The following is a 24,118-nucleotide window of genomic DNA, read 5'->3' on the forward strand; positions in this document are numbered from 1 at the left end:
GCGGGAGAAGGGACGATATGGCCCCGCTTGCGGGAGAAGGGACGACATGGGCCCGACCGTGGGAGAGGACGGTTTCGACGTTGCAGGTCGAGTGCCGATACGTCCTGGCCGCCAGCCGCTATCGCCAGCACCGCCGTGGAGGCCCGGCCCCGACAACGCGTATCGGCGAGCCGGCCGGCTCGGCTCATCGCGCATTCAGCATGGCGGGCGTCGCGCCCACCGGCAGCGGATGCGGCGATGGATTTCGCTTGGCGTGAAGAAATCGTCGAAATCACGACGAGCGCGCAAAAAAAGTGTCACCTGACCGCTTGAAGCGTTGTCATTTCGCAACCGATCGCCTCGGAATGCTCAATACCATGCAGGGCGTCCCCCGCTTGCTCCATCACCAAGCCAGGAGTCCCGCATGCCCGCGCCCGTCCACGCCCGCCCCGCACCGCCCGCCGCCCGCCTGTCCCGATCGATCCGCATGGCCCTCGCGCTCGGCGCGTCGTCGCTGGCGGCGCCCGTCCTCGCGCAGGACGCGCCGGCGGCCGGTGCGGCGCACACCCTCGACACCGTGCAGGTCACCGGCTCGCGGATCCAGCGGCAGAGCGCCAACACCGATACAGCGCAGCCGATCGACGTGATCGACGGCGAGGTGTTCCTGGAGCGCGGCTTCACCAACGCGGCCGAGGCGGTGAACCAGTTGCCGCAGGTGATCGGCTCGCTGAGCGATGCCGGCGACCAGGACGGGGCGCAGACGGGCAAGCAGTTCATCAATCTGTTCAACCTGGGGTCCGAGCGCACGCTGACCCTGGTCAACGGGCGCCGCTTCGTCGGCTCCAACGCCGCCGGCGGCGGGCAGGGCGGCAACCAGGTCGATCTCAACAACATCCCGGCCAGCCTGATCGACCGCATCGAGGTGGTACAGGCCACCGGTTCGGCGGTGTACGGCTCGGACGCGGTGGCGGGCGTGGTCAACATCATCCTCAAGACCCGCTTCGACGGCGTGGAGCTCGATGCGCAGACCGGGCTGTCGGATCGCGGCGACTACGAGCGCCACGCCTTCAGCCTGACCGGCGGCACCGAGTTCGCCGACGGCCGCGGCAGCCTGGTCATGAACCTGGACTGGTCCAAGTCCGGCGCGCTGGTGGCCAGCGATCGCCGCTGGACCTCGCGCGGCTTCACCTTCGCGCCCAATCCGGCCAACACCTCCGACAACGACGGCATCCCGGCTTCGATCGGCCGCGAGGACCACCGCATGTCCGAGCACCCGGAGGGCGGCACGCTGTACGTGGCGCCGGCGCCGCTGGCGCAGTTCCGGCTCAACATCGGCGGCGGCCCGGTGCGCTTCGACGGCGCCGGCCAGCTGGTGCCCTACGACGTGGGCGACTACGTCCAGCCGGCCTACGCCTTCGGCGGCGAGGGCCTGAAGATCTCCGAGTTCACCTCGGTGCGCACGCCGGTCGAGCGCCACGTGCTGACCGCGCTGGGCCATTTCGACCTCACCGACCGCATCCGCCTGAGCGCCGAGGCGATGGGCGCGGAGATGAGCGCGTTCGAGCCGATCAACCAGGGCGCCTACAACTCCGCCCTGCTCACCACCCAGCCCAACGGCGCGCTGCGCTTCGGCATCGACAACCCGTTTTTGAGCGATCAGGCGCGGGATCTGCTGGTCGCCAACGGTGTCGAGAGCTTCTGGCTGTCGCGCTTCCACACCGACATCCTGCCCGGCTCCGGCGTCGGCAGCCGCAGCAAGACCCAGCGCGGCGTGCTCGCGCTGGACGGCAACTTCGAGGCCGCCGGCCGCTACTTCTACTGGAACGCGGCGGCGAACTTCGGCCGCAACGAGGGCAGCTTCAACAGCTTCGGCATCCTGCAGAAGAACTGGCTCGAGGCCATCGACGCGGTGCGCGACGACGCCGGCAACATCGTCTGCCGGGTCGCGCTGACCGATCCGGGCAGCGGCTGCGCGCCGCTCAACCTGTTCGGCATCGGCCTGGCCAGCCAGGCGGCGCGCGATTACGTGACCGGCGTGTTCGGCGCCAGCTACGAGACCCGCCAGAACGACTACCAGGCCAACCTCGGCGGCGAGCTGCTCGAACTGCCGGCGGGGCCGCTGAACGTGGTGGCCGGCTGGCAGTACCGCAAGGAGTTCTCCGACTACCGCCCCTACGAGACCTCCGCCCGCGGGCTGGGCCGCAGCGCGCCGGTGGCGGCGATGCGCGGCGAGTACGACACCAACGAGTTCTACGGCGAGGTGCTGGTGCCGGTGTTCGGCGACGGTTTCGGCCTCGGCCCGATCACCGGGCTGGAGTTCGACGCGTCCTACCGCGCGGTGGACAACTCGCTGGCCGGCGACAACGAGGCCGCGTCGGCGGGCCTGCGGCTGACCTTCTTCGACGAGTTCACCGTGCGCGGCACCTGGAACAAGACCTTCCGCGCGCCCAGCCTGTACGAGCTGTTCCTGCCGCGCTCGATGACCACCGGCACCGGCGTGGATCCGTGCGACGCGCGCTACATCAACACCGGCGCCAACGCCGGCACGCGCGCGGCCAACTGCCGCGCCGAGCTCGCCGCGCTGGGCCTGGACCCCAACGCGCCGTTGAACTCGCTGATCACCAACGTGCCGACCGAGATGTACACCGGCGGCAACGCCGAGCTGAAGAACGAGCAGGCCGAATCCTGGACCGCCGGCGTGGTCTGGACCCCGTCGCGCATCCCCGGCCTGTCGCTGGTGGTGGACTACGTGGAGATGAAGATCGAGGACGCGATCTCCTACTTCGATGCCGCATCGACCATGCAGGCCTGCTACGACCAGCCGCAGCCCAACGCGTACTGCGGCAACTTCCAGCGCGGGCCGGACGGGCAGATCGTGCAGGGCTCGATGCAGGTCGGCTACACCAACGCCGGCTACGTCGATTTCGGCGCGACCAGCTTCGCCGCCAACTACCGGCTGCCCATCGGCGAGCGGTTCGGCACCCTGGACCTGGGGCTGAACGTGATGAAGATGCGCAAGCTGATGATCTCGGTCTCCGGCCTGGGCTTCGACGAGTACGACGCGGTCGGCACCGGCCTGCTGTCGAGCTCGCTGGTCGGCCCGACGCCGGAATACCAGGCGCGCTTCAACGCGCGCTGGGAGCGCGGCCCGCTGACGGTCAACTGGAACGCGCAGTGGTACGACGGCATCGTCTACGACCACAGCTACACCCGCGAGACGCGCGACATCCTCGGCGTGCCGAGCACGATCAAGCACGACGCCTCGGTGCAGTACGCCTTCAACGACCGGCTGAGCTTCCGGTTCATCGTCAACAACGTCTTCGACCGCGAGCCGCCGATCAACATCGCGGTGGGCGCGGGCGCCTACAACGACCTGTCCGACGTGATCGGCCGCTACTACTTCGCCGGCCTGAACTACCGCTTCTGACCGCTCGCCGCCCGTGCGGCCCCGCCGCCCGCGCCGGCCGCCGCCGGCGGGCGGCGGGACACATCCCGGAGACACCGATGCGCCCCTTTCCCGCTTTCCGCCGCCTGGCCGGGCCGATCCTGCCGGCGGTCCTGTTCGCCCTGCTGGCCGCGTGCGCGCCCGAGCGCGCGGGCGACGCCGGCGCGTCCGCGCAGCTGGCGCCGGCGCGCTACACGATGGTCGCCAACGGCGAGACGGTCGGCCACCTGCGCGCCGAGGCCGACGGCGACGCGCTGCGCGTCGACTTCCACGTCGACAACAACGGCCGCGGCCCCAAGCACCGCGAGACGCTGCGGCTGTCGGAGGCGGGGGGGCCGCTGGCCTGGGAGATCGACGGCACCTCGCTGATGGGCGGGCCGGTGGAGGAGCGCTACCGCTACGAGGACGGCCGGGCGTCCTGGTACAGCCAGGCCGACAGCGGCGAGACCGCCGCCGAGGCGCCGCCGCTGTACGTGGTCAACGACGCCAGCCCCTGGGCGCTGATCGTCTACGAGCGCCTGCTGCGCGCGCAGCCGGGGCAAGCCATCGACGTCGTGCCCGGCGGCCGCCTGCGGCGCGAGGAGGTGACCGCGCTGCCCGGCATCGGCGAGGGCCTGTCGCTGGTGCGCATCGTCGGCCTCGACCTGGCGCCGGAGTACCTGGTGCTCGATCGCGACGGCGCCGCGTTCGCCGTGCTCGGCAGCAGCGGCACCGCGATCCGCGAAGGCGAGGAGGACCTGGCCGCGGCGCTGCGCGCGGCGGTCGACGACGCCGAGACCGCCCGCAACCTCGCGCTGCAGCGGCGGCTGGCCGCCCGTCACGAGGCCGGGTTCGCGGTGCGCGACGTGCGCCTGCTGGACGCGCGCGCGGGCGCGCTGTCGGCGCCGGCCACCGTGGTCGTGCGCGACGGGCGGATCGACGCGGTCCTGGCCGCCGATGCGCCGCTGGACGAGGCGCTGGCGGTCTACGAGGGCGAGGGCGGCACGTTGCTGCCCGGCCTGCACGACATGCACGCGCACACCTCCATCGAGACCGGCTGGTGGTACCTGGCCGCGGGCGTGACCACGATCCGCGACATGGGCAACGACAACCGCCGCCTCGCGGACCTGATGTGGCGCATCGAGGCCGGCGAGCTGGCCGGCCCGCGCATCGTGCGCAACGGGTTCCTCGAAGGCCGCAGCCCGTACTCGGCGCGCAACGGCGTGGTCGCCGACACGCTCGAGGAGGCGCTGCAGGCGGTGCGCGACTATGCGCGCGACGGGTTCTGGCAGATCAAGATCTACAACTCGATGAACCCGGAGTGGATCCCGGCGATCGCGGACGAGGCGCACCGGCTGGGCCTGGGCGTCACCGGGCACGTGCCCGCCTTCGCCACGCCCGATGCGATGATCGAGGCCGGCTTCGACGAGATCGCGCACTTCAACCAGCTGGCGCTGGGCTGGGTGCTGGAAGACGGCGAGGACACCCGGACCCCGCTGCGGCTGACCGCGATGGCGCGCCTGGCCGATCTCGACCTGCGCAGCTCGCCGCGGGTGGCGCGCACGCTGGCGCTGATGCGCGAGCGCGGCACCGCGCTCGACACCACCGCGGTGATCCTGGAGCGGCTGATGCTCAGCCGCGCCGGCGGCGGCGCGGCCGACCGCGCGCTGGTATCGGGCATGTCCCCGGGCGGCGAGCACTTCCTCGACCACATGCCGGTCAGCTACCGCCGCTTCCGCTACCGCACCTACGTGCCGGAGCTGACCCCGGAGACCGACCGCGCCTACCACGCCGCGCTGGAGAAGATGATCGAGGCGATGGCGCTGCTCCACGCGCACGGCATCCGGCTGCTGCCGGGCACCGACGACGGCACCGGCTTCACCGTGCATCGCGAGATCGAGCTGTACGCGCGCGCGCTGGGCAACGCCGCCGCGCTGCGCGCCGGGACCATCGGCGCGGCCGAGTACCTGGGGCGCGCCGACGAGTACGGCACGCTGGCGCCGGGGCAGGCGGCGGACTTCTTCCTGGTGCCCGGCGACCCGCTGCAGGACATCAACGCCATCCGCCAGGTGCGCCTGGTCTCGCGCGCCGGCCAGGTCTACCAGCCGGCGGCGATCTACGAGGCGCTGGGCGTGCGGCCGTTCGTGGCCGCAGCAGTGCGGGTGCGCTGATGCGCGCGCGCCCACGCGCCGCCGTCGCCGCGCTGCTGCTCGCGCTGGCCGCCGCGCCCGCGGCGGCGCAGGACCTGGTGCTGCGCGGCGCCACGGTGATGACCGCCGGTGAGGCCGGCACGCTGGAGACCGCCGACGTCTGGGTGCGCGACGGGCGCATCGCCGGCGTCGGCACGGCGCTAGCGGTGCCCGAAGGCACCCCGGAGCTGGATGCGCGCGGGCGCTGGCTCACCCCCGGCATCGTCGATCCGCATTCGCACCTGGCCACCGGCGGCCACAACAACGAATCGACCGCGGCGTTCACCCCGGAGGTGCGCATCGTCGACACCCTCGACCCGCGCGACCGCGAGTTCGCGCTGGCCATCGCCGGCGGCATCACCACCCAGCTGATCCTGCCCGGCTCGGCCAACCTGATCGGCGGGCAGGGCGCGGTGGTCAAGAACCGCATCGGCGAGCCGCTGGAGCGCATGGTCGTGGCCGACGCGCCGATGGCGGTGAAGTTCGCGATCGGCGAGAACCCCATCCGCGTCCACGGCGGCCAGGGCCGTGCCCCGGCCTCGCGCATGGGCACGGCCGCGGCGCTGCGCGAACGCTTCGCCGCGCTGCGCACCGCCGGCGAGGACGACCGCGGCGACGAGGCCGACCGCATCCTGCGCGAGCTGCAGGCCGGCCGCGCCTACGCCCACATCCACGCCTACCGCGCCGGCGAGATGGAAGCGCTGATCGCCATCGCGCGCGAGGCGGGCTTCACCATCCGCGCCTTCCACCACGCCACCGAGGCCTACAAGATCGGCCCGCAACTGGCGCAGGCCGGGATCGCGGCGGTGGTGTGGAGCGACTGGTTCGGGGTCAAGGCCGAGGCCTGGGACGCGATCCCGTGGAACGGACCGATGCTGCTGGAGCAGGGCGTGCGCGTGGCCCTGCACAGCGATTCGGTGGACATCACCCGGCGCATGCACCACGAGGCCGCCAAGGCGGTGCGCTACGGCGCCAGCCGCGAGCAGGCGCTGCGCGCGATCACCCGCGAGGCGGCCTGGGTTCTCGGCCTGGAGGACCGCATCGGCTCGATCGAAGCCGGCAAGGAGGCGGACCTGGTGCTGTGGAACGCCGATCCGTTCAGCGCCGCGGCGCGGGTGGAACAGGTCTGGATCGACGGCCGGCGCTACTTCGATCGCGCCAGCGCCGATGCCGAGGTGGGGCCGTGAGCCGGCTGCGCCCGCGATGGGCCGCCGCGCTGCTCGGTCTTGCGTCGGCCGTGGCGACCGCGGGCCTGCCTGCGGCGGCCGCCTCCACCGCGATCGTCGGCGCGCGGATCCTGCCGGTGTCCTCGCCGGCGATCGCATCCGGGACGCTGGTGATCGGCGACGACGGCCGCATCGCGGCGGTGGGCCCGGCCGACGCGGTCGCGGTGCCGGCGGGCGCGCGCCGCATCGACGGCGCCGGGCTCGTCGTCTATCCGGGCCTGATCGACTCCGAGACCAGCCTCGGCCTGGCCGAGCGCGACATGGAGTTCGCCGCCCACGACGTGCTCGAAAGCTCGGCGCCGCTGTTTCCGCAGGGGCGCGTGGCGGATGCCTTCAATCCCGATTCCGCGCACCTGGAGGTCGTGCGCGCCAACGGCATCACCCACGCAGTGGTCGCGCCCGGCGACAGCCTGCCGGCGACCGGCCAGAGCGCGCTGGTGCGGCTGGCGGCCGACGACCGCGGGCACATCGTGCGCTCGCCGCTGGCGCTGCACCTCAACGTGAGCGAGCGCGTGGGCGGCACCGGCGCGCCGGCCACGCGCATGGGCGTGGCCGCGCGGCTGCGGCAGCTGCTCGCCGACGGCCGCGTCCGCCTGGACGACGCGCGCGCCCGCGCCAAGCCGGACCCGAAGCTCGATGCGCTGGCCCCGGCGCTGCGCGGCGAGCAGCCGGTGGTGATCTCGGCCACGTCCTCGCAGGACGTGCGCCTGGCGCTGGCGCTGGCGCGCGAGTTCGGCCTCGCGCTGATCCTGTCCGACGTCCTCGATGCCGAGGACCAGTTCGACGCCATCGCCGCGGCCGGGGTACCGGTGGTGCTCGGCCCAATCCAGCTGCTGCCGCGCCAGGACCAGCGCTACGACGCCCACTTCCGCGTGCCCGCGCAACTGGCCGCGCGCGGCATCCCGTTCGCGTTCTCCTCGGGCGGGGTCTCGCAGATCCGTCGCTTCGGCTACCCGCGCATGGCGCAGATGCGCAACCTGCCGTATCTCGCCGGCCTGGCCACCGGCTACGGCCTCGATCCCGATGCCGCGCTGCAGGCGCTGACGCTGGCGCCGGCACGGATCTGGGGCGTGGACGACGAGATGGGCAGCTTGGAGGCGGGCAAGCGCGCGCACGTGGTGGTGGCCACCGGCGACCCGCTGGAGCCGACCAGCGAGGTGCGCCACGTGTTCGTGGACGGGCGCGAGGTGCCGCTGGACAGCTACCAGAGCCGGCTGCGCGATCGCTACCGCGCTGGAGGCCGGCGGTGAGCGGCGTCGCGGCGAACGGGCATGGCGGGCGCGCGGCGTCGGGCCTGCTGGCGGCGGGTGCGCTGCTGGCGGGCCTGCTGGCCTGCGCGGCCGTTGCCCGTGCGGGCGATGCGCTGCCGGAACCGGCGCGCGCGCGCTGGACCTGGCCGGGGCATGCGAACGCGCCGGCGCGCACGGTCGAGGTCGTCGCCGAGGAACTGCCGATGGCCGCCGCCGACGGCGGCATCGAGGCGACGATGTTCTCCACCGCCTACCTCGCGGCGCCCGACGACGCCGGCGCCGGCGATGCCGGCCGCGCGCGCCCGGTGGCGTTCTTCTGGAACGGCGGGCCGGGCAGCGCCGCGGTCGGCCTGCATGCCACCTTCGCGCCGCGCACGCCCGGCGCCGCGCCGGAGCGGGCCGAGGCGCGCGGCAGCATCGACAATCCCGACAGCCCGATCGACATCGCCGACCTGGTGTTCGTGGACCCGGTGGGCACCGGCTACAGCCGCGTGCTGCGCGAAGGCGCCGGCGCCGGCTATTGGGGCGTGGCGCAGGACGCCGAGGCCGCCGCGCGCTTCGTCGCCGCCTGGCTGCGCCGGCACGGCCGCGAGCGCGATCCGGTGCTGCTGGTCGGCCAGAGCTACGCCGGCATCCGCGTGCCGCTGGCCGCGCAGCGCCTGCTGGAGGCGATGCCGGACCTGGACCTGCGCGGCCTGCTGCTGGTCTCGCCCTCCATTGGCGGCCCGCGCGCGGACGCCGCCGACGCCGCGGCGCAGGCGCGCCGCGACCATGCCCGCTGCCGGGCGCGGCTGGCGGTGTACGCGCAGACCGCCGCGTTCCACGGCATCGGTGCGCAGGCCGGGCGCGCGCCCGCCGAGATCGCGGCCGACGTCGAGGCCTTCCTCGCCGCGCGCGAGCGCTTCGATGCCGACGACCACGCCCGCATCGCCGCCGACATCGGCCTGCCGCGCGAGCAGGTGGCCGAGGCCGGCGGCTGCGTGGCGCCGCTCGCGTTCCAGACCGGCCTGCTGGCCGCGCGCGGCGAGCGCATCGGCACCGCCGATACGCGGCTGCACGCACCGCTGGCGCTGACCCGCACCCGGCAGCCGCCCTACGACGATCCCGCCACCTCCCCCTACACCCTCGGCTACGACCTCGATGCGGCCTGGCGGCACTACCTGCGCCACGAGATCGGCTACCGGCCGGCCGGCGAGGGCGACTACGTGCGCCTGTCGCTGGCCGCGCACGGCGCCTGGGACTGGACCTGGCCGGCGTGGGCGGGCGCGTCCACGGCCACGGTGCTCGACGGTCTGCTGGCGCGCGCGCCCGGGCTGCGGGTGCGGGTGGCGGTGGGCTACTACGACCTGTCGGTGCCCTACCTGGAACCGGTGCGCGCGTTCGAGGCGGCGGGCCTGCCCGGGCCGCGCTTCGCCATCGTGCGCTATCCCGCCGGCCACGCGGTGCACGCCGACCGCGAGGCGCGGCCGCGTTCCTTCGCCGACCTGCGCGCGCTGATCGGAGGCGCGCCGTGAGCGCGGCCGCGCGCGGCCGGCGCCGCTCAGCCGGCGCGGTAGGCCGACAGCGGCAGCGCGGTGCTGGCCTTGAGTTCCTCGACCACGATCGAGCTGCGCATGTCCGAGACCTCGCCGCAGCCGGCCACGCGGCCGAGGATCTCGCGGAAGTGGTCCAGGTCGCGGGTGACGGTCTTGATCAGGAAGTCGCCGTCGCCGGTGACCATCGCGCACTCGAGGATCTCGGGGCATCCCTCCACCAGTTCGCGGAAGGCCGGGGCCGGATCCGCGTTGTGACGCAGACGGACATGCACATAGCACTTCAATCCAAGACCGAGCCGCACCGGCTCCAGCAGCGCGGCGTAGCCGCGGATCAGGCCAGCGGCGCGCAGCTGCTTGATGCGGCGCGAGCACTGCGAGTGCGACAGGTGCACCAGCTCGGCCAGCTCCATCATGGTGATGTCGCCCTGGCGCTGCAGGGCGTCGAGGATGCGCAGGTCGTGCTGGTCGAGACGGACGTCGGCGGACGGGGACATCGCGGGGCGGCTCCTGGCTGCGTCGACGGGATGTTCCGATCATACGAAACCGGAGCCCACGCATGAGCGCGCCGCCGGCCGCGTCCTACGCGCAGTGGGTCCGGGATATGGTGGCGGCCTGCCAGGCCCGCCCCGGAAGCAACCCGTTGTTCGACAGTTCCATCGAGGAGCCCACCGCGCTGCTGCAGGGGCTGGTCGCATCGCTCGACCTCGACCCCGGAGGGCATTACCGCAGCACCTTCCCGCGCGGCAACCCGCGGGTGCTCGACGCGCTCGCGCGCCGCTACGCCATCGAGGCCGAGCGCCTGTTCGCCACCGCGGGGGCCTCGGCCGGCGTGCAGATCGTGTGCGCGGCGCTGCTGGGCCCCGGCGCGCGGGTGCTGGTGGAGCGGCCGTACTTCGAGCTGCTGGCCGACGTGGCGCGCAGCACCGGCGCCGAAGTGGACTGGCTCGACCGCGCTCCCGCGACCGGCGCCATCGCGCCGGAGACGCTCGACGCCGCGATCGGTCCGCAGACCCGGCTGGTGCTGCTGACCAACCCCAACAACCCCACCGGCTTCGTGCTCGACCGCGCCGCGCGCCGGGCGCTGGCGGCGGTGGCCGAGGCGCGCCGGGTGCCGGTGCTGTTCGACGAGGTCTATGCGGGCTTCGGCGACGAGGACGCGCCGCAGACGCTGGCCGCGCACGATTCGCCGTGGTTCGCCAGCGTCGGCAGCCTCAGCAAGCTGTACGGGCTGCATGCGCTCAAGTGCGGCTGGATCGCCACCGGCGCGGCCGTGCACGCGGCGATCGCGCAGGCCTACGGCCGGCTGGAGAACGGCGCGTCGCGGCTGACCCATGCCATCGCCGCCCGGGTGCTGGAAGACCCGGCGCCGTTCGAGGCGCACTGGCGCGGCGTGCTCGCCGCCGCGCGCCCGCAGGTCCAGGCGCGGCTGGCGGAGCTGGAGCGCGCGGGGCTGCTCCACGCGCAGCTCCCGGCCACCGGCTGCATCGGCTTCCCGCGCCTGCCCGAGGGTGGCGGCGACGACGACTTCAGCGTCTTCGCCTGGCAGACCCAGGCGCTGGCGGTGGCGCCGGGCCGCCTGTTCGGCCGGCCCGGCCACCTGCGGATCGGCTTCGGCCGCGGCAGCGCCGACGTGGCCGAGGGCCTGGACCGGCTCGAGGTCGCGCTGCGCGCCTGGCGGGAGCGGCCGCGATGACCCGCGGCTCGCCCGCCCTGGGCGCGGTGCCGAAGTTCGGCTGGGCGTTCGGCCAGTTCGCGCTGGCCTCGCACATGGCCATCGTCAGCATCTACCTGATGTACTACCTCACCGAGGGCCACGGCGTGTCCGCCAGCCTGGCCGGGCTGGTGCTGCTGCTGCCGCGGGTGTGGAACGTGGTCACCGATCCGCTGATGGGCGCGATCTCCGACCGCACGCGTTCGCGCTGGGGCCGGCGGCGGCCCTACCTGCTGGCCGGCGCGCTGCTGTGGGGCGCGGCGTTCGCGGCGATGTTCGCGCTGCCGGTCCGCGCCGATCCCACGGTCACCGCGCTGTGGTTCGTGGCGATCTACCTGGCGGTCAACACCGGCGTCACCCTGTACCACGTGCCGTACTCGGCGATGGCGCCGGAGATGACCCGCGACTACGACGAGCGGCTGAAGCTGATCGGCTACAAGGAGATGGCCGCGCGCATCGCGGTGCTGCTGGCCATCGCCGGCGCGCCCTTGCTGCTGGAGGCGGCCGGCACGCCCGCGCAGGGCTACCGCTGGATCGGGCTGGCGTTCGGCGGGTTGATCCTGGTCTCGGGCGTGGTCGCGTTCTTCGCCACCGCGCGCGCGCCGGCGGTCGATTTCCAGCCGCAGACGATGCGCCTGCGCGAGCAGTGGGAGACGCTCAAGCGCAACCGGCCGCTGGGGGTGCTGGCGCTGGCCTACCTGTTCGGCAACATGGGCAGCGTCGCCTTCAGCGCGCTGCTGATCTACTTCATCACCGTGGTGCACGGGCAGTCGCCGGCGCTGATGGGCGTGCTGTACCCGGTGGGCGCGCTGACCAGCGTGGTGCTGACCCCGGTGTGGGCGCGCATCGGCGCGCGCATCGGCAAGCGCGAGGCCTGCCGCATCGCCTACCTCGGCCTGATCCTGTGCTGGCTGTCGCCCGGGCTGGTGCCGCCGGGCGCGGTGTGGGCGCTGTACCTGCTGATGGTCGCGCACGGCGCGTTCAACGCCGCCGCCGAGCTGCTGCCCAACGCGATGGTGCCCGACACCGTGGAGTACGACGAACTCAACAGCGGCGCGCGCCGCGAGGGCACGATCTACGGCGCCTGGATCTTCGTGCAGCAGACCGGCATGGCGCTGGGCGGCTTCGTCGCCAGCCTGGCGCTGGTGGTGCTGGGCTACCAGGCCGGCGCCGAGCAGCACCCCGAATCCGTGGTGACCGGCCTGCGCTGGGGCTTCGCCGCGCTGCCGGCGGCCTCGCTGCTGGTGGCCTGGTGGCTGGTCGGCCGCTACGACCTCAGCGCCGCGCGTTTCGCCCAGATCCAGCGCGAGCTCGCCGCGCGCCGCGCGACGACGCCTTCCGCCCGCACGCCGCCCGTCCCGGAGGACCCCGCACGATGAAGACGCTCGCCTCGACCTGCCTGCTCCTGCTCGCCGCCTGGCTGCCGGCCGCCGCCCTGCAGGCCGCCACGCCGGCCGACGCGCAGCGCGAACACACCGGCACCTTCGGCGGTACCCCGGTGCGCTACGCGTCGCGGATCGAGACGATCCGCGTGCGCGACGGCGAGGCGGCCGCCGACCTGGTGGTGATGAGCCACGTGGCCGCCGGCGCCGATGCGGCGCGCCCGGTGCTGTTCGCCTTCAACGGCGGGCCGATCTCGGCCTCGCTGTACCTGCACGCCGGCGCGCTCGGGCCGCGGCGCGTGGCCTTCCCCGACGACCTGGGCGCCGACCCGGCCGGCTTCGAGGTGGTGCCCAACCCCTACGCCATCCTCGACGTCGCCGACGTCGTGCTGTTCGACCCGGCCGGCACCGGCTTCAGCCGGGTGGTCGAGGGTACCGATCCCGCGCATTTCCATTCGATCCAGGCCGATGCGCGGCAACTGGTGCTGATGATCGAGGCGTGGTCGCGGCGGCACGGGCGCGAGGCCTCGCCGAAGTACCTGCTGGGCGAGAGCTACGGCACCCTGCGCGCGGCCGCGGCCGCGCACCAGATGCAGGTGCGCGACGCGCCGATGCGCATCGACGGCGTGTTCCTGCTGGGACAGGCGCTCAACATCATCGAGTACGCCCAGCGCGACGCCAACATCGTCAGCTACGTGGTCTCGCTGCCGACGGTGGCGGCGATCGCCTGGCACCACGGCCGCGCCGAGACCGGCGGCCTGGCGTTCGAGCCCTGGCTCGACGAGGTACGCGAATGGGCGCGCACCGAGTACCTGACCGCGCTGTTCCAGGGCCAGTTCCTGCCCGCCGACGAGAAGCGCCGGATCGCCCGCCGGCTGCAGGCCTACACCGGCGTGGACGCCGAGGTGCTGCTGCGCGAGGACCTCAAGCTGACCAAGGACGAGCAGCGGGTGGAACTGCTGCGCGACCAGGGCCTGGTGCTGGGCGTGTACGACGCGCGCTACGCCGGCCCGCCGGACCCGGCGCGGTCCTCGCCGGCGGCGACCGATCCTTCCGGCGTCACCGCGCCGGCCTTCCGCCGCGGGCTGGAGGATCTGCTGCGCACGCAGTTCGGGGTGGAGGACGCGAGCGCCTACCGCAACGCCGCCGACGTCGGCGGCATCGACGCCTGGGACTGGGGCGGCGGCCGCTCGCCGTTCGGCGACTGGCCGTACATGGACTGGATCCGCGAGGTGATGGCGGCCAACCCGGACTTCCGGGTGGTGATGGCGCACGGACACCACGACACCGCCACCACCACCGGCGCCTCCGACTACGCGGTGGCGCACTCGGGCTGGCCGCTGGAGCGGGTGCGCTCGGTGTACTACCTCGGCGGGCACATGCCCTACACGATCGAGGCGAGCCTGGCGCAGTTCGCCGACGACCTGCGCGCCTTCGTGCGCGGGACGCCATGAACCGCGCGCGCAGCGCCCGGCCGCGGTCGCATCGCGTGGCCGGTGCCGGCCGGAGCGCGCCGCCTGCCGCTCGCGCCGGCGCGGCGTCGCGGGCGCTCGCGCTGGCCCTGCTGCTGGGCGCCGCGACCGGCGGGGCCGCGGCCGCCGCCGGCGCGACCGCGCCGGCGCCGCCGCCGGCGCTTGCCGCCGAGGCCGTCGTGGTGCCGCCCGGCAACGCCTTGCTGCCCACCGTGGAGCGCCGCCACCGCGGCCGCTTCGGCGGCCGCGCGCTGCGCTACCGCAGCGTGGTGGAGGAGTGGCCGCTGGTCGGCGACGACGGCGAGACCATCGCCACGGTCGGCGCCATCGCCTACCTGGAAGAAGGCGCCGGCCCGCAGCGCCCGCTGATCTTCGCCTTCAACGGCGGCCCCGGCTCGGCCTCGCTCTGGCTGCACATGGGCCTGCTGGGTCCGAAGCGCCCCGACTACGGCGCGCAGGCCGGCGACGAGGAGATCCGCCCGCCCACCGCGCCGCCGTTCGCCCTGGTCGACAACCCGGAATCGCCGTTGGACGTGGCCGACGTGGTGCTGATCGACCCGCCGGGCACCGGCTTCGCGCGGGTGGTCGGCGAGGCCAACGCGGACCGCGTCTTCGGCGTGCGCGAGGACGCCGAGGCGATCGCCCGCTTCATCGGCGACTGGCTGCGGCGGCACGGCCGCGAGCGCAGCCCGCGCTACCTGATGGGCGAGAGCTACGGCACCGTGCGCGCGGCGGAAGTCGCGCGCCTGCTGGCCGGCGGGCCGACCGCCAGCGGCCGCATGGACGGCATCGCCCTCAACGGGGTGATGCTGCTGGGGCAGGCGATGGACGGCAGCCGGCGCGGCCCGGAGCTGGCCGCCGTGACCGGCCTGCCGAGCTACGCGGCCACCGCCTGGTACCACCGCGCGGTGCCGCGCGCGGACACGCTGGAGGCGCACGTGGCCCGCGCGCGCGCCTTCGCCGAAGGGCCTTACCTGCAGGCGCTGTTCCAGGGCTCGCGGCTGGACGCGTCCGCGCGCGCCGCGGTGGCCGCCGAACTGGCCGCGCTGACCGGCATCCCGGCCGCGCGCTGGCGCGAACTGGACCTGCGCATGGACGCGGCCGCGTTCGGCCGCGAGCTGCTGCGCGCCGACGGCCTGCAGGTCGGCGCCTACGATGCCCGCTTCGTCCTGCCGCTGGCGGCCTCCGGCGGCGACCCGGTCGCCGACGATCCGGCGATGGGCCAGTACGCGCCGCTCTACATCGCCGCCCTGCACACGCACCTGCGCGAGCACCTGGGCGTGGCCGCCGGGCGCGCCTACAACGCCATCGAGTTCCGCCGCGTCAATGCGCGGTTCTGGAAGGGGCAGCCGCCGCTGCAGGACAACCATGCGCTGGCGCTGGCCACCGCGATGCGCCGCAACCCCGCGCTGCGGGTGCTGGTGGCCACCGGCCACTACGATCTGGTCACCACCACCGGCGCGGCCGAGCAGGCGGTGGCGCTGTCGGGCATGGCGCCGGAGCGGGTGACCCTGCGCACCTATGCCTCGGGCCACATGCCCTATGTGGGCGTGGCCAGCCGCGCGCGGCTGGCCGCCGACGTGCGCAACTTCGTCGCCTCGGGAGTATCGCCATGAACTTCGATCGCCGCCGTCGTCTCCGCCTTCCGCGCCGCGAAGGGCCGGCGGCCGGCATCGCGTGGACCGGAGCGCGCCGATGAGCCGCGTCGCCGCGCGCCTGGCCGAACTCGGCCTGCAGTTGCCGCCGCCGCTGGTCGCGCCGCCGGGCGTGGTGCTGCCGTTCGCCTTCGCCCAGCGGGTGGGCACGCGGGTGCTGATCGCCGGGCACGGCCCGCAGGGCCCGGACGGGCGTCTGACCGGGCCGTTCGGCAAGGTCGGCGCCGAGGTGGACGTGGCGGCCGCGCGTCATGCGGCCATGCTGACCGGCTTGTCGATGCTGGCCAGCGTGCAGGCCGAGATCGGCGACCTCGACCGCATCACCGGCTGGCGCCGGGTGTTCGGCATGGTCGCCTCGGCGCCGGGCTTCCAGGACCAGCCGAGCGTGATCAACGGCTTCTCGGACCTGATCCACGCGGTGTTCGGGCCGGTGATCGGCCGCCACGTGCGCAGCGCGGTGGGCATGGCCGAGCTGCCCTGGAACATCCCGGTGGAGATCGAGGGAGAGCTGGCGATCGACGGCGGCGACTGAAGCCGCCGCCGGCGCATCGCCGCGATGCCGCGCATTCGCAACCCAGCAACAGGAGAGCACCCCATGTCCAGGTATCCCCCGATCGTCGCCGCCGTCGTGCTGTCGCTGCTGGCGCTGCCGGCCTGGGCGGCGCCCGTGCAGCCGCCGACGCTGGCCTACCTGCTGCGGCCGCTGCCCTCGGCCGACGGCGCGCGGGTGGAGGCGGTCGAGGTCGAGATGACGCTGGACGGCGTCGTGCCGGCCGCCGACGCGCCGCTGCTGCGGATGCCGCTGGTGGCCAGCAACGTGCCCACGGTGGCGGCGGAACTCGACGGGCTGGAGGCGCACGACGCCCGCGGCCGCCTGCCGCTGCGGCTGGAGCAGACCGGCGAAGACCCCGCCATCGTGCGCCGCTGGTTCGCCGCGCGCGCGCCGGAGGGCGCGGTGCGGCTGCGCTACCGGGCGCCCACCGCGACCGCGCTGGCCGCGCGCGGCGCGGCGCCGCCGATCGAACTGCGCGGCGACGGCGGCGCGGTCTCCGCGGGCGGCGCGACCTTCCTGCTCCGGCCCGAATCCGGCGAGTTCCGCATCCGCGCCGGCTGGGACCTCTCGGCGCTGGCCGCCGGCGCGGTGGGCCTGAGCAGCCTCGACACCCTGGGCCCGGACGAGACCGCGCCGGCCAGCCTGGTCGACAGCGCGTTCTTCATGGCCGGCGCGATCGGGCGCTATCCCGGCGACGGCGCCACCGACCGCTTCTTCGCCGCCTGGCAGGGCACGCCGCCGTTCGATGCCGACGCGCTGATGGCCTGGGGCGGCGCGCTGTACGAACGCTTCCTGGAGGTGTTCGACGCCGCGCCCACGCCCTACGGGGTGTTCATGCGCCGCAACCAGGTCAACCCCGGCGGCGGCATCGGCATGCACCGCTCGTTCGTGCTGACCTACGGCGACACCCGCGGCAGCGACCCGGAGGAACTGCGCTTCACCCTTTCGCACGAGATGTTCCACACCTTCCAGCCGCTGATGGCGCGGGGGCGCGGCATGGACGACAGCCTGGGCGCGGCCTGGTTCAACGAGGGCCTGGCGGTGTTCTACCAGGGCGAGCTGCCGTTCCGCTTCGGCATGGTGACGCCCGAGGCCTACCTGCGCGATCTCAACTTCACGATGGCGCGCTTCTACACCAACCCGTTCGCCGAGACCCCCAACCGCGAGATCGCCGGCCGCTTCTGGGAGGACACCCGGATCCGCACGCTGCCCTACGATCGCGGCTACGTGTACTTCGTCAACGTCGATGCCGCCATCCGCGAGGCCTCCGGCGGCGCGCGCTCGCTCGACGACCTGATGCTGGCGCTGCGCGCGCGCCGCGCGCAGGACCTGCCGGTGGAGCAGGCCGACTGGGAGGCGCTGATCGAGGAGGAACTGGGCGACGCGGGCGTGGCCGCGTTCCACGCGATGCTGGAGGGGCGGGTGGCGGTGCCGGCCTCCGACGCCTTCGGCCCCTGCTTCCGTCGCGTGCAGAAGCCGCTGCGGCGCTACGAGCTCGGCTTCGAGCCGAAGGTGCTGGTGGAGCCGGTGCGCATCGTGCGCGGGCTGGTGGCCGGCTCCGCCGCCGAGGCGGCGGGCTTGCGCGACGGCGACGAGATCCTGCAGCCGGTCGGCCAGGACGCGATCCAGGGCGACCAGGACGGCGTGCTGAGCCTGCAGGTCCGCCGCGACGGCGTGGCGCGCACGATCGCCTACCGCCCGCGCGGCGAGCTGGTGGACACCTGGCAGTGGGAGCGCGTGCCGGGCGTGCCCGACGCCGACTGCGCGCGTCGCACCCCACTCCCGCCTGCGGGGTAAAGCCGGCGCGCGGGCCGAAGGTCGCCCTCATCCGCCCCTTCGGGGCACCTTCTCCCGCAATGCGGGAGAAGGGCACCGGTCGCGGCGTGTCTGGAATCCCTCTTCCGTTTGCGGGAGAGGGGCAGGGGTGAGGGCAGAAAGTAGCGGCGGGGCCGGAAAAGCGCCCTCATCCGCCCCTTCGAGGCACCTTCTCCCGCAATGCGGGAGAAGGACACCGGTCGCGGTGTGTCTGGAACCCCTCTCCCGCTCGCGGGAGAGGGGCAGGGGTGAGGGCCGATGAGCGACCTGTCTCTCCGCGGGCGCAGGCGCGATTGCGCCCGGTGCCGCCGGGGTATGCCCCCGGGGCGCCAGGACGTAGTCTGTTGGCCCCCCGCCCGGATGCCCCCCCATGCCGGTGATCCAGTCGCTGCTCGATACCGACCTGTACAAGTTCACGATGATGCAGGCGGTGCTGCATCAGTACCCGGGCGCGCATGCCGAGTATCGGTTCAAGTGCCGCACGCCGGGCATCGACCTGGCGCGCTGGATCGACCAGATCGACGGCGAGATCGACCGCCTGTGCAGCCTGCGCTTCACCGACGACGAGCTGGCGTACATGCGCGGCCTGCGCTTCGTGAAGTCCGATTTCGCGGATTTCCTCGGCCTGTTCCACCTCGACCGCAAGTACGTCGAGCTGCGGCCCTCGGCGACGGTGCCGGGCGAGATCGAGCTCGACATCCGCGGGCCGTGGCTGCACACGATCCTGTTCGAGGTGCCGCTGCTGGCGATCGTCAACGAGGTGTGGTTCCGCAACACCACCGCGCCGGACTTCGACGAGGGCGAGCGCCGGCTGCGCGCCAAGGCCGCGCTGCTGCGCGAGGCGCCCGGGTTCGAGCAGTGCCGGATCGCCGACTACGGCACCCGCCGGCGCTACTCGCGGCAGTGGCACGGCCACATGCTGCCGCTGCTGCGCGAGGCGCTCGGCGCGCAGTTCGTCGGCACCAGCAACGTGCACTTCGCGCGCCTGTACGGGATGACCCCGCACGGGACCATGGCGCACGAATGGCTGCAGGCGTTCCAGGCGCTGGGCCCGCGGCTGCGCGATTCGCAGGCCGCGGCGCTGGAATCCTGGGCGCGCGAGTACCGCGGCGACCTGGGCATCGCGCTGTCGGACGTGGTCGGGCTGGACGCGTTCCTGCGCGACTTCGACATGTACTTCTGCAAGCTGTTCGACGGCGTGCGCCACGACTCCGGCGACCCGTTCGCCTGGGGCGAGCGCATCCTCGCGCACTACCGCGACAACCGCGTCGATCCGGCGAGCAAGATCCTGGTGTTCAGCGACGGGCTGGACATCGCCAAGGTCATGCGCCTGTACGACCACTTCCGCGGCCGCTGCCAGGTCGCCTTCGGCGTGGGCACCCACCTGACCAACGACCTCGGCCCGACCCCGCTCAACATCGTCATCAAGATGGTCCGCTGCAACGGCCAGCCGGTGGCCAAGCTCAGCGACTCGCCCGGCAAGAGCATGTGCGACGACCCGGGCTACCTGACCTACCTGCGGCAGGTCTTCGGCGTGCCCGCGGAGGCGGCGCCGTGATCCGCCCGATCGTGCGCATGGGCGATCCGGTGCTGGTGCGGCCCGCGGCCCCGGTCGAGGCCTTCGACGACGCGCTGCGCGCGCTGGTCGCCGACATGTGGGAGACGATGGCCGCGGCCGGCGGGGTGGGGCTGGCCGCGCCGCAGGTGGGCGTGGGCCTGCAGGTCATGGTGTTCGGCTTCGACCGCGCCGAGCGCTATCCCGAGGCGCCGCCGGTGCCGCGCACGGTGCTGGTCAACCCCATCGTGGCGCCGCTGGACGAGGCGCGCGAGAGCGGCTGGGAAGGCTGCCTGTCGATCCCCGGCCTGCGCGGCTGGGTGCCGCGCTGGCGGCGCGTGCGCTGGCAGGGCTTCGACGCGGACGGTCGCGCGCTGCACGGCGAGGCCGAGGGCTTCCACGCCCGCGTGATCCAGCACGAGTTCGACCACCTGCAGGGCGTGCTGTACCCGATGCGGATCGAGGACTTCGCCCGCTTCGGCTTCGCCGACGTGCTGTTTCCCGGGCGCGACGCGCAGGCCGCGCGCTGATCGGTTCGCCGGCGCGCGCCGGCCGGCATCCGGCCGGCTGACGCTCAGCGCGCGGCGTTGAGCGTGTCGCGCAGGCTGCGCGCGGCGGCGGCCGCGGCCTCGGCGTAGTCGTCGCCGGCCGAGGCGTACAGGATCGCGCGCGAGGAGCTCACCATCAGGCCGTTGCCGTCGGCGCTGCGCGCGTTGCGCACCACCGCCTCGGCGTCGCCGCCCTGGGCGCCGACGCCCGGCACCAGCAGCGGCAGGTCGCCGACGATCGCGCGCACCTCGCGCAACTGCTCGGGCCAGGTCGCGCCGACCACCAGCGCGCAGTTGCCGTGGCCGTTCCAGTCGCGGGCGACGGTCTCGGCCACGTGCTGGTAGAGCGGGCGGGTGCGGCCGCCGTCGGCGGCCACGGCGAGGTCCTGCAGGTCGCCGGCGCCCGGGTTCGAGGTGCGGCACAGGATCACCACGCCGCGCTCGGCGCGGTCGAGGAAGGGCTGCACCGAATCGCGGCCGAGGTAGGGATTGACCGTCGCCGCGTCGGCGCCGTAGCGGTCGAATGCCTCGATCGCGTAGCGCTGCGCGGTGGAGCCGATGTCGCCGCGCTTGGCGTCCAGGATCACCGGCACGCCAGGGTGCGCGGCGTGCAGGTGGGCGATCAGGCGGGCCAGCGCGTCCTCGGCGCCCAGCGCGGCGAAGTGCGCGATCTGCGGCTTGAACGCGCAGGCGTATTCGGCGGTGGCGTCGGCGATGTCGCGGCAGAACGCGAACACGGCGTCCGGGTCGCCGGCCAGGCGCGCCGGGAACTTTGCCGGTTCCGGATCGAGGCCGACGCAGACCAGGGTGCCGGCGTCGCGCCAGCGCGCGTGCAGCGCCTGCATGAAGGTGGGCGTCATGGGCAATGCCTCAGGTGGCGACGGTGGGTCCGTCGCCGGGCGGAGCCGCCGGCGACGGCGCGCGGAGGGCCTCGACGATGGCATCGACCGACGCATCGACCGGCCGCGCGCCGTCGAGCGCGACCACCGGGCAGGGCAGGGTCTTCAGCCAGCGCTCGTGCATCGCGCGGCTGCGCATCTCCGGGCCGGCGGTCTCGTAGCGGGCGGCCCAGTCCATGAACTCGCGATGGTGCTCGGCCAGGTCGCCGCCGGGGGCGATGCGCTCGCCGTAGCGCGCGCGCTCGCGCGCGCGCAGGCGGCGCATGCGCTCGGCATCGTCGAGCGACAGGAACACCGCCAGGGTGAAGCGGCCGACGAAGACGTCGCCCCAGCTCACCAGCGAACCGGTCAGGATCCAGCCGTCGCGGTCGCGGATCCGCCGCTCGATCGCCGCGATGCGCTCGGCGGGCGTGTGCTTCTGGGTGTAGGGCGGGTCGGTCCGCTTCCAGTAGACGTCGTCGACGTCCACGTGGCGAAGCGCCAGGCGCGCGGCCAGCGCGGCGCCGAGGGTGGTGGTGCCGCTGCCGGACGCGCCGAAGACGTGGATGCGATGGGTCATGGCCGGTACCGGCGGCCCCCGGCGCGCCGGGGGCCGCCCTCGCCTCACTTCAGCGCCTTGAACCGCAGCCGCTTCGGGCCGGCGTCGTCGCCGAGGCGGCGCTTCTTGTCCTCCTCGTACTCGCGGTAGTTGCCCTGGAAGAACTCCACGTGGCTGTCGCCCTCGAAGGCGAGGATGTGGGTGGCGATGCGGTCCAGGAACCAGCGGTCGTGCGAGATCACGAAGGCGTTGCCCGGGAACTCCAGCAGCGCGTCTTCCAGCGCGCGCAGGGTCTCCACGTCCAGGTCGTTGGAGGGCTCGTCGAGCAGCAGCACGTTGCCGCCCTGCAGCAGGGTCTTCGCCAGGTGCAGGCGGCCGCGCTCGCCGCCCGACAGCGAGCCGACGATCTTCTGCTGGTCCTGGCCCTTGAAGTTGAAGCGGCCGATGTAGGCGCGCGACTGGATCTCGACGCCGTTGATGTTGAGGATGTCGGCGCCGCCCGAGATCTCCTGGAAGACGTTGTGGTTGCCTTCCAGCTTGTCGCGGCTCTGGTCGACGTAGGCCAGCTTCACCGTCGGGCCGATGACGATCTCGCCGCGGTCGGGCTGCTCCTTGCCGATGATCATCTTGAACAGCGTCGACTTGCCGGCGCCGTTGGGACCGATGATGCCGACGATCGCGCCGGGCGGCACGATGAAGCTGAGGTCGTCGATCAGCAGGCGGTCGCCGAAGCTCTTGGACACGCCCTTGAACTCGATTACCGAGTTGCCCAGGCGCTCGCCCGGCGGGATGAAGATCTCGTTGGTCTCGTTGCGCTTCTGGTATTCGACCGACTGCAGTTCCTCGATCCGCGCCAGGCGCGCCTTGCCCTTGGAGCGGCCGCCCTTGGCGTTCTGCCGCGCCCACTCCAGCTCCTTCTGGATCGCCTTCTGGCGCGCCTTCTCCTGGCTCTCTTCCTGCTTCAGGCGCTCTTCCTTCTGCACCAGCCAATCGGTGTAGTTGCCCTTCCACGGGATGCCGCGGCCGCGGTCGAGCTCGAGGATCCACTCGGCGGCGTTGTCGAGGAAGTAGCGATCGTGGGTGACCGCCACCACGGTGCCCGGATAGCGCTGCAGGAACTGCTCCAGCCATTCCACCGATTCGGCGTCGAGGTGGTTGGTCGGCTCGTCGAGCAGCAGCATGTCGGGCTTCTGCAGCAGCAGCCGGCACAGCGCCACGCGGCGCTTCTCGCCGCCCGACAGCGGGCCGATCTTGGCGTCCCACGGCGGCAGGCGCAGCGCGTCGGCGGCCACTTCCAGCTGGTTCTCCAGGGTGTGCGCGTCGCCGGCGGCGAGGATCGCCTCCAGCCGCTCCTGTTCCTTGGCCAGGGCGTCGAAATCGGCGCCTTCCTCGGCGTAGGCGGCGTACACCGCCTCCAGCGCGGCCTGGGCCTGCAGCACCTCGCCCACGCCTTCCTCCACCGCCTGGCGCACGGTGTGCTCGGGATCGAGCTGCGGCTCCTGCGGCAGGTAGCCCACCTTGATGCCGGGCTGCGGGCGCGCCTCGCCCTCGAAGTCCTGGTCCACCCCGGCCATGATCCGCAGCACGGTGGACTTGCCGGCGCCGTTGAGGCCGAGCAGGCCGATCTTCGCGCCGGGGAAGAACGACAGCGAGATGTCCTTGATGATCTGCCGTTTCGGCGGGACCACCTTGCTGACGCGGTTCATGGTGTAGATGTATTGCGACATGGGGGCTCCGGAGGGGCGTGGCCTGGGCGCCCGCCGGCCTGGACAGGGGCGGGGAGGGGCAGGCGGGGATGCGCCATTGTAGCGTAGCCGCCGCGTCCGGCCGGCCCTCAGCCGCCGCCGGCGACCACCGCCAGCGCGCCATCGGCGTTGAACGCCAGACCGTAGGAGCCGGGCACCAGGGGGAGTTCCCGTGCGGCCCCGGGCAGCGCGGCGTGCAGCGCCGCGTAGGCTGCCGCCGCCCCCCGCCGCCACGCATCCACCGGCCCGATCAGCAGTGCCGGGCCCGGCGCTCCGGAGACGTACCCGGCCGCGCGCAGCAAGCCGACGGCAGCCTCGATGCCGGAGGGTGAGACCGGGACGAGGGTAGGCGAGGCGCGAGACAGGCAAAGTGCGAATGCGCGCGCACCCGGCAGTGGCGCGGCTAGGCCCAGGCAGGGGCCGAGCCGGGAGAAGCGCAGGCCGACGACTGCGCGGCGCCCGCACGGCGGCGTTAGCGCGGCCACCGCCCACTGGCGCTCCCCGATCGCCAGTGGATCCGTGGCGGGGGCGAAGGCGTAGGGCATGGGATCTTCTCGATGGGCGACGCGAAATGTTGGCATGGCTGGCCGAGCGGTCCGCCGCTGTCAGCGGCGCGCTAGAATCGCGGTCTTTCCCGGCCCT

The 24,118-nt window shown here is 73.6% G+C and carries 18 protein-coding genes; 13 read left to right on the forward strand and 5 right to left on the reverse strand.

The window, feature by feature from the left end; translation table 11 throughout:
* Window positions 1-403: 403 nt before the first annotated feature.
* The 5 genes from Z164_RS0103750 to Z164_RS0103770 all read left to right on the forward strand — a co-directional run bounded on the left by Z164_RS0103750 (window position 404) and on the right by Z164_RS0103770 (window position 9,582).
* Window positions 404-3,406: a TonB-dependent receptor domain-containing protein gene (locus tag Z164_RS0103750; RefSeq protein ID WP_081770055.1), complete on the forward strand. Its 3,003-nt coding sequence runs from the start codon at window positions 404-406 to the stop codon at window positions 3,404-3,406.
* Between the two features lie 77 nt (window positions 3,407-3,483).
* Window positions 3,484-5,574, forward strand: coding sequence for an amidohydrolase family protein (locus Z164_RS19945; protein ID WP_081770056.1), 2,091 nt, complete (start codon window positions 3,484-3,486; stop codon window positions 5,572-5,574).
* The gene (locus Z164_RS0103760) at window positions 5,574-6,779 is read left to right on the forward strand and encodes an amidohydrolase family protein (RefSeq protein ID WP_024889405.1); all 1,206 of its coding nucleotides are present in this window, start codon (window positions 5,574-5,576) and stop codon (window positions 6,777-6,779) included. Before Z164_RS19945 ends, Z164_RS0103760 begins: the two co-directional genes overlap by 1 nt.
* The gene (locus Z164_RS0103765) at window positions 6,776-8,068 is read left to right on the forward strand and encodes an amidohydrolase family protein (RefSeq protein WP_024889406.1); all 1,293 of its coding nucleotides are present in this window, start codon (window positions 6,776-6,778) and stop codon (window positions 8,066-8,068) included. The genes Z164_RS0103760 and Z164_RS0103765 overlap by 4 nt, the downstream gene beginning before the upstream one ends.
* A complete protein-coding gene (locus tag Z164_RS0103770; protein ID WP_024889407.1) occupies window positions 8,065-9,582 on the forward strand; it encodes a S10 family serine carboxypeptidase-like protein in 1,518 nt (505 codons plus the stop codon). The genes Z164_RS0103765 and Z164_RS0103770 overlap by 4 nt, the downstream gene beginning before the upstream one ends.
* 26 nt (window positions 9,583-9,608) lie before the next feature.
* Here the strand turns inward: Z164_RS0103770 and Z164_RS19950 are convergent, their stop codons facing one another.
* Window positions 9,609-10,097, reverse strand: a complete 489-nt coding sequence (locus Z164_RS19950; protein ID WP_043689235.1) for an Lrp/AsnC family transcriptional regulator — start codon at window positions 10,095-10,097, stop codon at window positions 9,609-9,611.
* Between the two features lie 62 nt (window positions 10,098-10,159).
* On the opposite strand from Z164_RS19950, the gene Z164_RS0103790 reads away from it, so the two are divergent.
* The 8 genes from Z164_RS0103790 (at window position 10,160) to def (ending at window position 20,276) form a co-directional block, all read left to right on the forward strand.
* Window positions 10,160-11,296 (forward strand): pyridoxal phosphate-dependent aminotransferase, encoded by a 1,137-nt coding sequence (locus tag Z164_RS0103790; protein ID WP_024889410.1) that lies wholly within the window; start codon window positions 10,160-10,162, stop codon window positions 11,294-11,296.
* Window positions 11,293-12,693, forward strand: a complete 1,401-nt coding sequence (locus Z164_RS0103795) for an MFS transporter (protein ID WP_024889411.1) — start codon at window positions 11,293-11,295, stop codon at window positions 12,691-12,693. Before Z164_RS0103790 ends, Z164_RS0103795 begins: the two co-directional genes overlap by 4 nt.
* On the forward strand, window positions 12,690-14,150 hold the full coding sequence (locus Z164_RS0103800) for a S10 family peptidase (protein ID WP_024889412.1): 1,461 nt from the start codon (window positions 12,690-12,692) through the stop codon (window positions 14,148-14,150). Before Z164_RS0103795 ends, Z164_RS0103800 begins: the two co-directional genes overlap by 4 nt.
* Complete coding sequence (locus Z164_RS0103805) at window positions 14,147-15,784, forward strand: S10 family peptidase (protein ID WP_024889413.1); 1,638 nt, start codon at window positions 14,147-14,149, stop codon at window positions 15,782-15,784. Before Z164_RS0103800 ends, Z164_RS0103805 begins: the two co-directional genes overlap by 4 nt.
* A gap of 79 nt (window positions 15,785-15,863) precedes the next feature.
* Window positions 15,864-16,355: a RidA family protein gene (locus tag Z164_RS0103810; RefSeq protein WP_024889414.1), complete on the forward strand. Its 492-nt coding sequence runs from the start codon at window positions 15,864-15,866 to the stop codon at window positions 16,353-16,355.
* Between the two features lie 63 nt (window positions 16,356-16,418).
* The gene (locus Z164_RS0103815) at window positions 16,419-18,173 is read left to right on the forward strand and encodes a M61 metallopeptidase family protein (RefSeq protein WP_024889415.1); all 1,755 of its coding nucleotides are present in this window, start codon (window positions 16,419-16,421) and stop codon (window positions 18,171-18,173) included.
* A gap of 388 nt (window positions 18,174-18,561) precedes the next feature.
* Window positions 18,562-19,749, forward strand: coding sequence for a nicotinate phosphoribosyltransferase (gene pncB, locus Z164_RS0103820; protein WP_024889416.1), 1,188 nt, complete (start codon window positions 18,562-18,564; stop codon window positions 19,747-19,749).
* Window positions 19,746-20,276, forward strand: coding sequence for a peptide deformylase (def, locus tag Z164_RS0103825; RefSeq protein WP_024889417.1), 531 nt, complete (start codon window positions 19,746-19,748; stop codon window positions 20,274-20,276). The genes pncB and def overlap by 4 nt, the downstream gene beginning before the upstream one ends.
* 44 nt (window positions 20,277-20,320) lie before the next feature.
* Here def and pyrF read toward each other — a convergent pair whose 3' ends face one another.
* The 4 genes from pyrF to Z164_RS22335 form a co-directional block, all read right to left on the reverse strand.
* Entirely contained in the window at window positions 20,321-21,154 is an 834-nt protein-coding gene (gene pyrF / locus Z164_RS0103830; RefSeq protein WP_024889418.1) for an orotidine-5'-phosphate decarboxylase, read from the reverse strand.
* 10 nt (window positions 21,155-21,164) lie between these two features.
* The gene (locus Z164_RS0103835) at window positions 21,165-21,752 is read right to left on the reverse strand and encodes an AAA family ATPase (protein WP_024889419.1); all 588 of its coding nucleotides are present in this window, start codon (window positions 21,750-21,752) and stop codon (window positions 21,165-21,167) included.
* 44 nt (window positions 21,753-21,796) lie between these two features.
* The gene (gene ettA, locus Z164_RS0103840) at window positions 21,797-23,458 is read right to left on the reverse strand and encodes an energy-dependent translational throttle protein EttA (protein ID WP_024889420.1); all 1,662 of its coding nucleotides are present in this window, start codon (window positions 23,456-23,458) and stop codon (window positions 21,797-21,799) included.
* A gap of 107 nt (window positions 23,459-23,565) precedes the next feature.
* On the reverse strand, window positions 23,566-24,021 hold the full coding sequence (locus Z164_RS22335) for a hypothetical protein (protein WP_152540850.1): 456 nt from the start codon (window positions 24,019-24,021) through the stop codon (window positions 23,566-23,568).
* Between the last annotated feature and the right edge of the window lie 97 nt (window positions 24,022-24,118).

This window comes from Luteimonas huabeiensis HB2 (assembly GCF_000559025.1).
Classification (GTDB): Bacteria; Pseudomonadota; Gammaproteobacteria; order Xanthomonadales; family Xanthomonadaceae; genus Luteimonas; species Luteimonas huabeiensis.

Excerpts from the sequence above, each read along its gene's own strand:
- Z164_RS0103750 (WP_081770055.1), top strand. The coding sequence starts at position 404 with ATGCCCGCGCCCGTCCACGCCCGCCCCGCACCGCCCGCCGCCCGCCTG.
- Z164_RS19945 (WP_081770056.1), top strand. The coding sequence starts at position 3,484 with ATGCGCCCCTTTCCCGCTTTCCGCCGCCTGGCCGGGCCGATCCTGCCG.
- Z164_RS0103760 (WP_024889405.1), top strand. The coding sequence starts at position 5,574 with ATGCGCGCGCGCCCACGCGCCGCCGTCGCCGCGCTGCTGCTCGCGCTG.
- Z164_RS19950 (WP_043689235.1), bottom strand. The coding sequence starts at position 10,097 with ATGTCCCCGTCCGCCGACGTCCGTCTCGACCAGCACGACCTGCGCATC.
- Z164_RS0103790 (WP_024889410.1), top strand. The coding sequence starts at position 10,160 with ATGAGCGCGCCGCCGGCCGCGTCCTACGCGCAGTGGGTCCGGGATATG.
- Z164_RS0103795 (WP_024889411.1), top strand. The coding sequence starts at position 11,293 with ATGACCCGCGGCTCGCCCGCCCTGGGCGCGGTGCCGAAGTTCGGCTGG.
- Z164_RS0103800 (WP_024889412.1), top strand. The coding sequence starts at position 12,690 with ATGAAGACGCTCGCCTCGACCTGCCTGCTCCTGCTCGCCGCCTGGCTG.
- Z164_RS0103805 (WP_024889413.1), top strand. The coding sequence starts at position 14,147 with ATGAACCGCGCGCGCAGCGCCCGGCCGCGGTCGCATCGCGTGGCCGGT.
- Z164_RS0103810 (WP_024889414.1), top strand. The coding sequence starts at position 15,864 with ATGAGCCGCGTCGCCGCGCGCCTGGCCGAACTCGGCCTGCAGTTGCCG.
- Z164_RS0103815 (WP_024889415.1), top strand. The coding sequence starts at position 16,419 with ATGTCCAGGTATCCCCCGATCGTCGCCGCCGTCGTGCTGTCGCTGCTG.
- pncB (WP_024889416.1), top strand. The coding sequence starts at position 18,562 with ATGCCGGTGATCCAGTCGCTGCTCGATACCGACCTGTACAAGTTCACG.
- pyrF (WP_024889418.1), bottom strand. The coding sequence starts at position 21,154 with ATGACGCCCACCTTCATGCAGGCGCTGCACGCGCGCTGGCGCGACGCC.
- Z164_RS0103835 (WP_024889419.1), bottom strand. The coding sequence starts at position 21,752 with ATGACCCATCGCATCCACGTCTTCGGCGCGTCCGGCAGCGGCACCACC.
- ettA (WP_024889420.1), bottom strand. The coding sequence starts at position 23,458 with ATGTCGCAATACATCTACACCATGAACCGCGTCAGCAAGGTGGTCCCG.
- Z164_RS22335 (WP_152540850.1), bottom strand. The coding sequence starts at position 24,021 with ATGCCCTACGCCTTCGCCCCCGCCACGGATCCACTGGCGATCGGGGAG.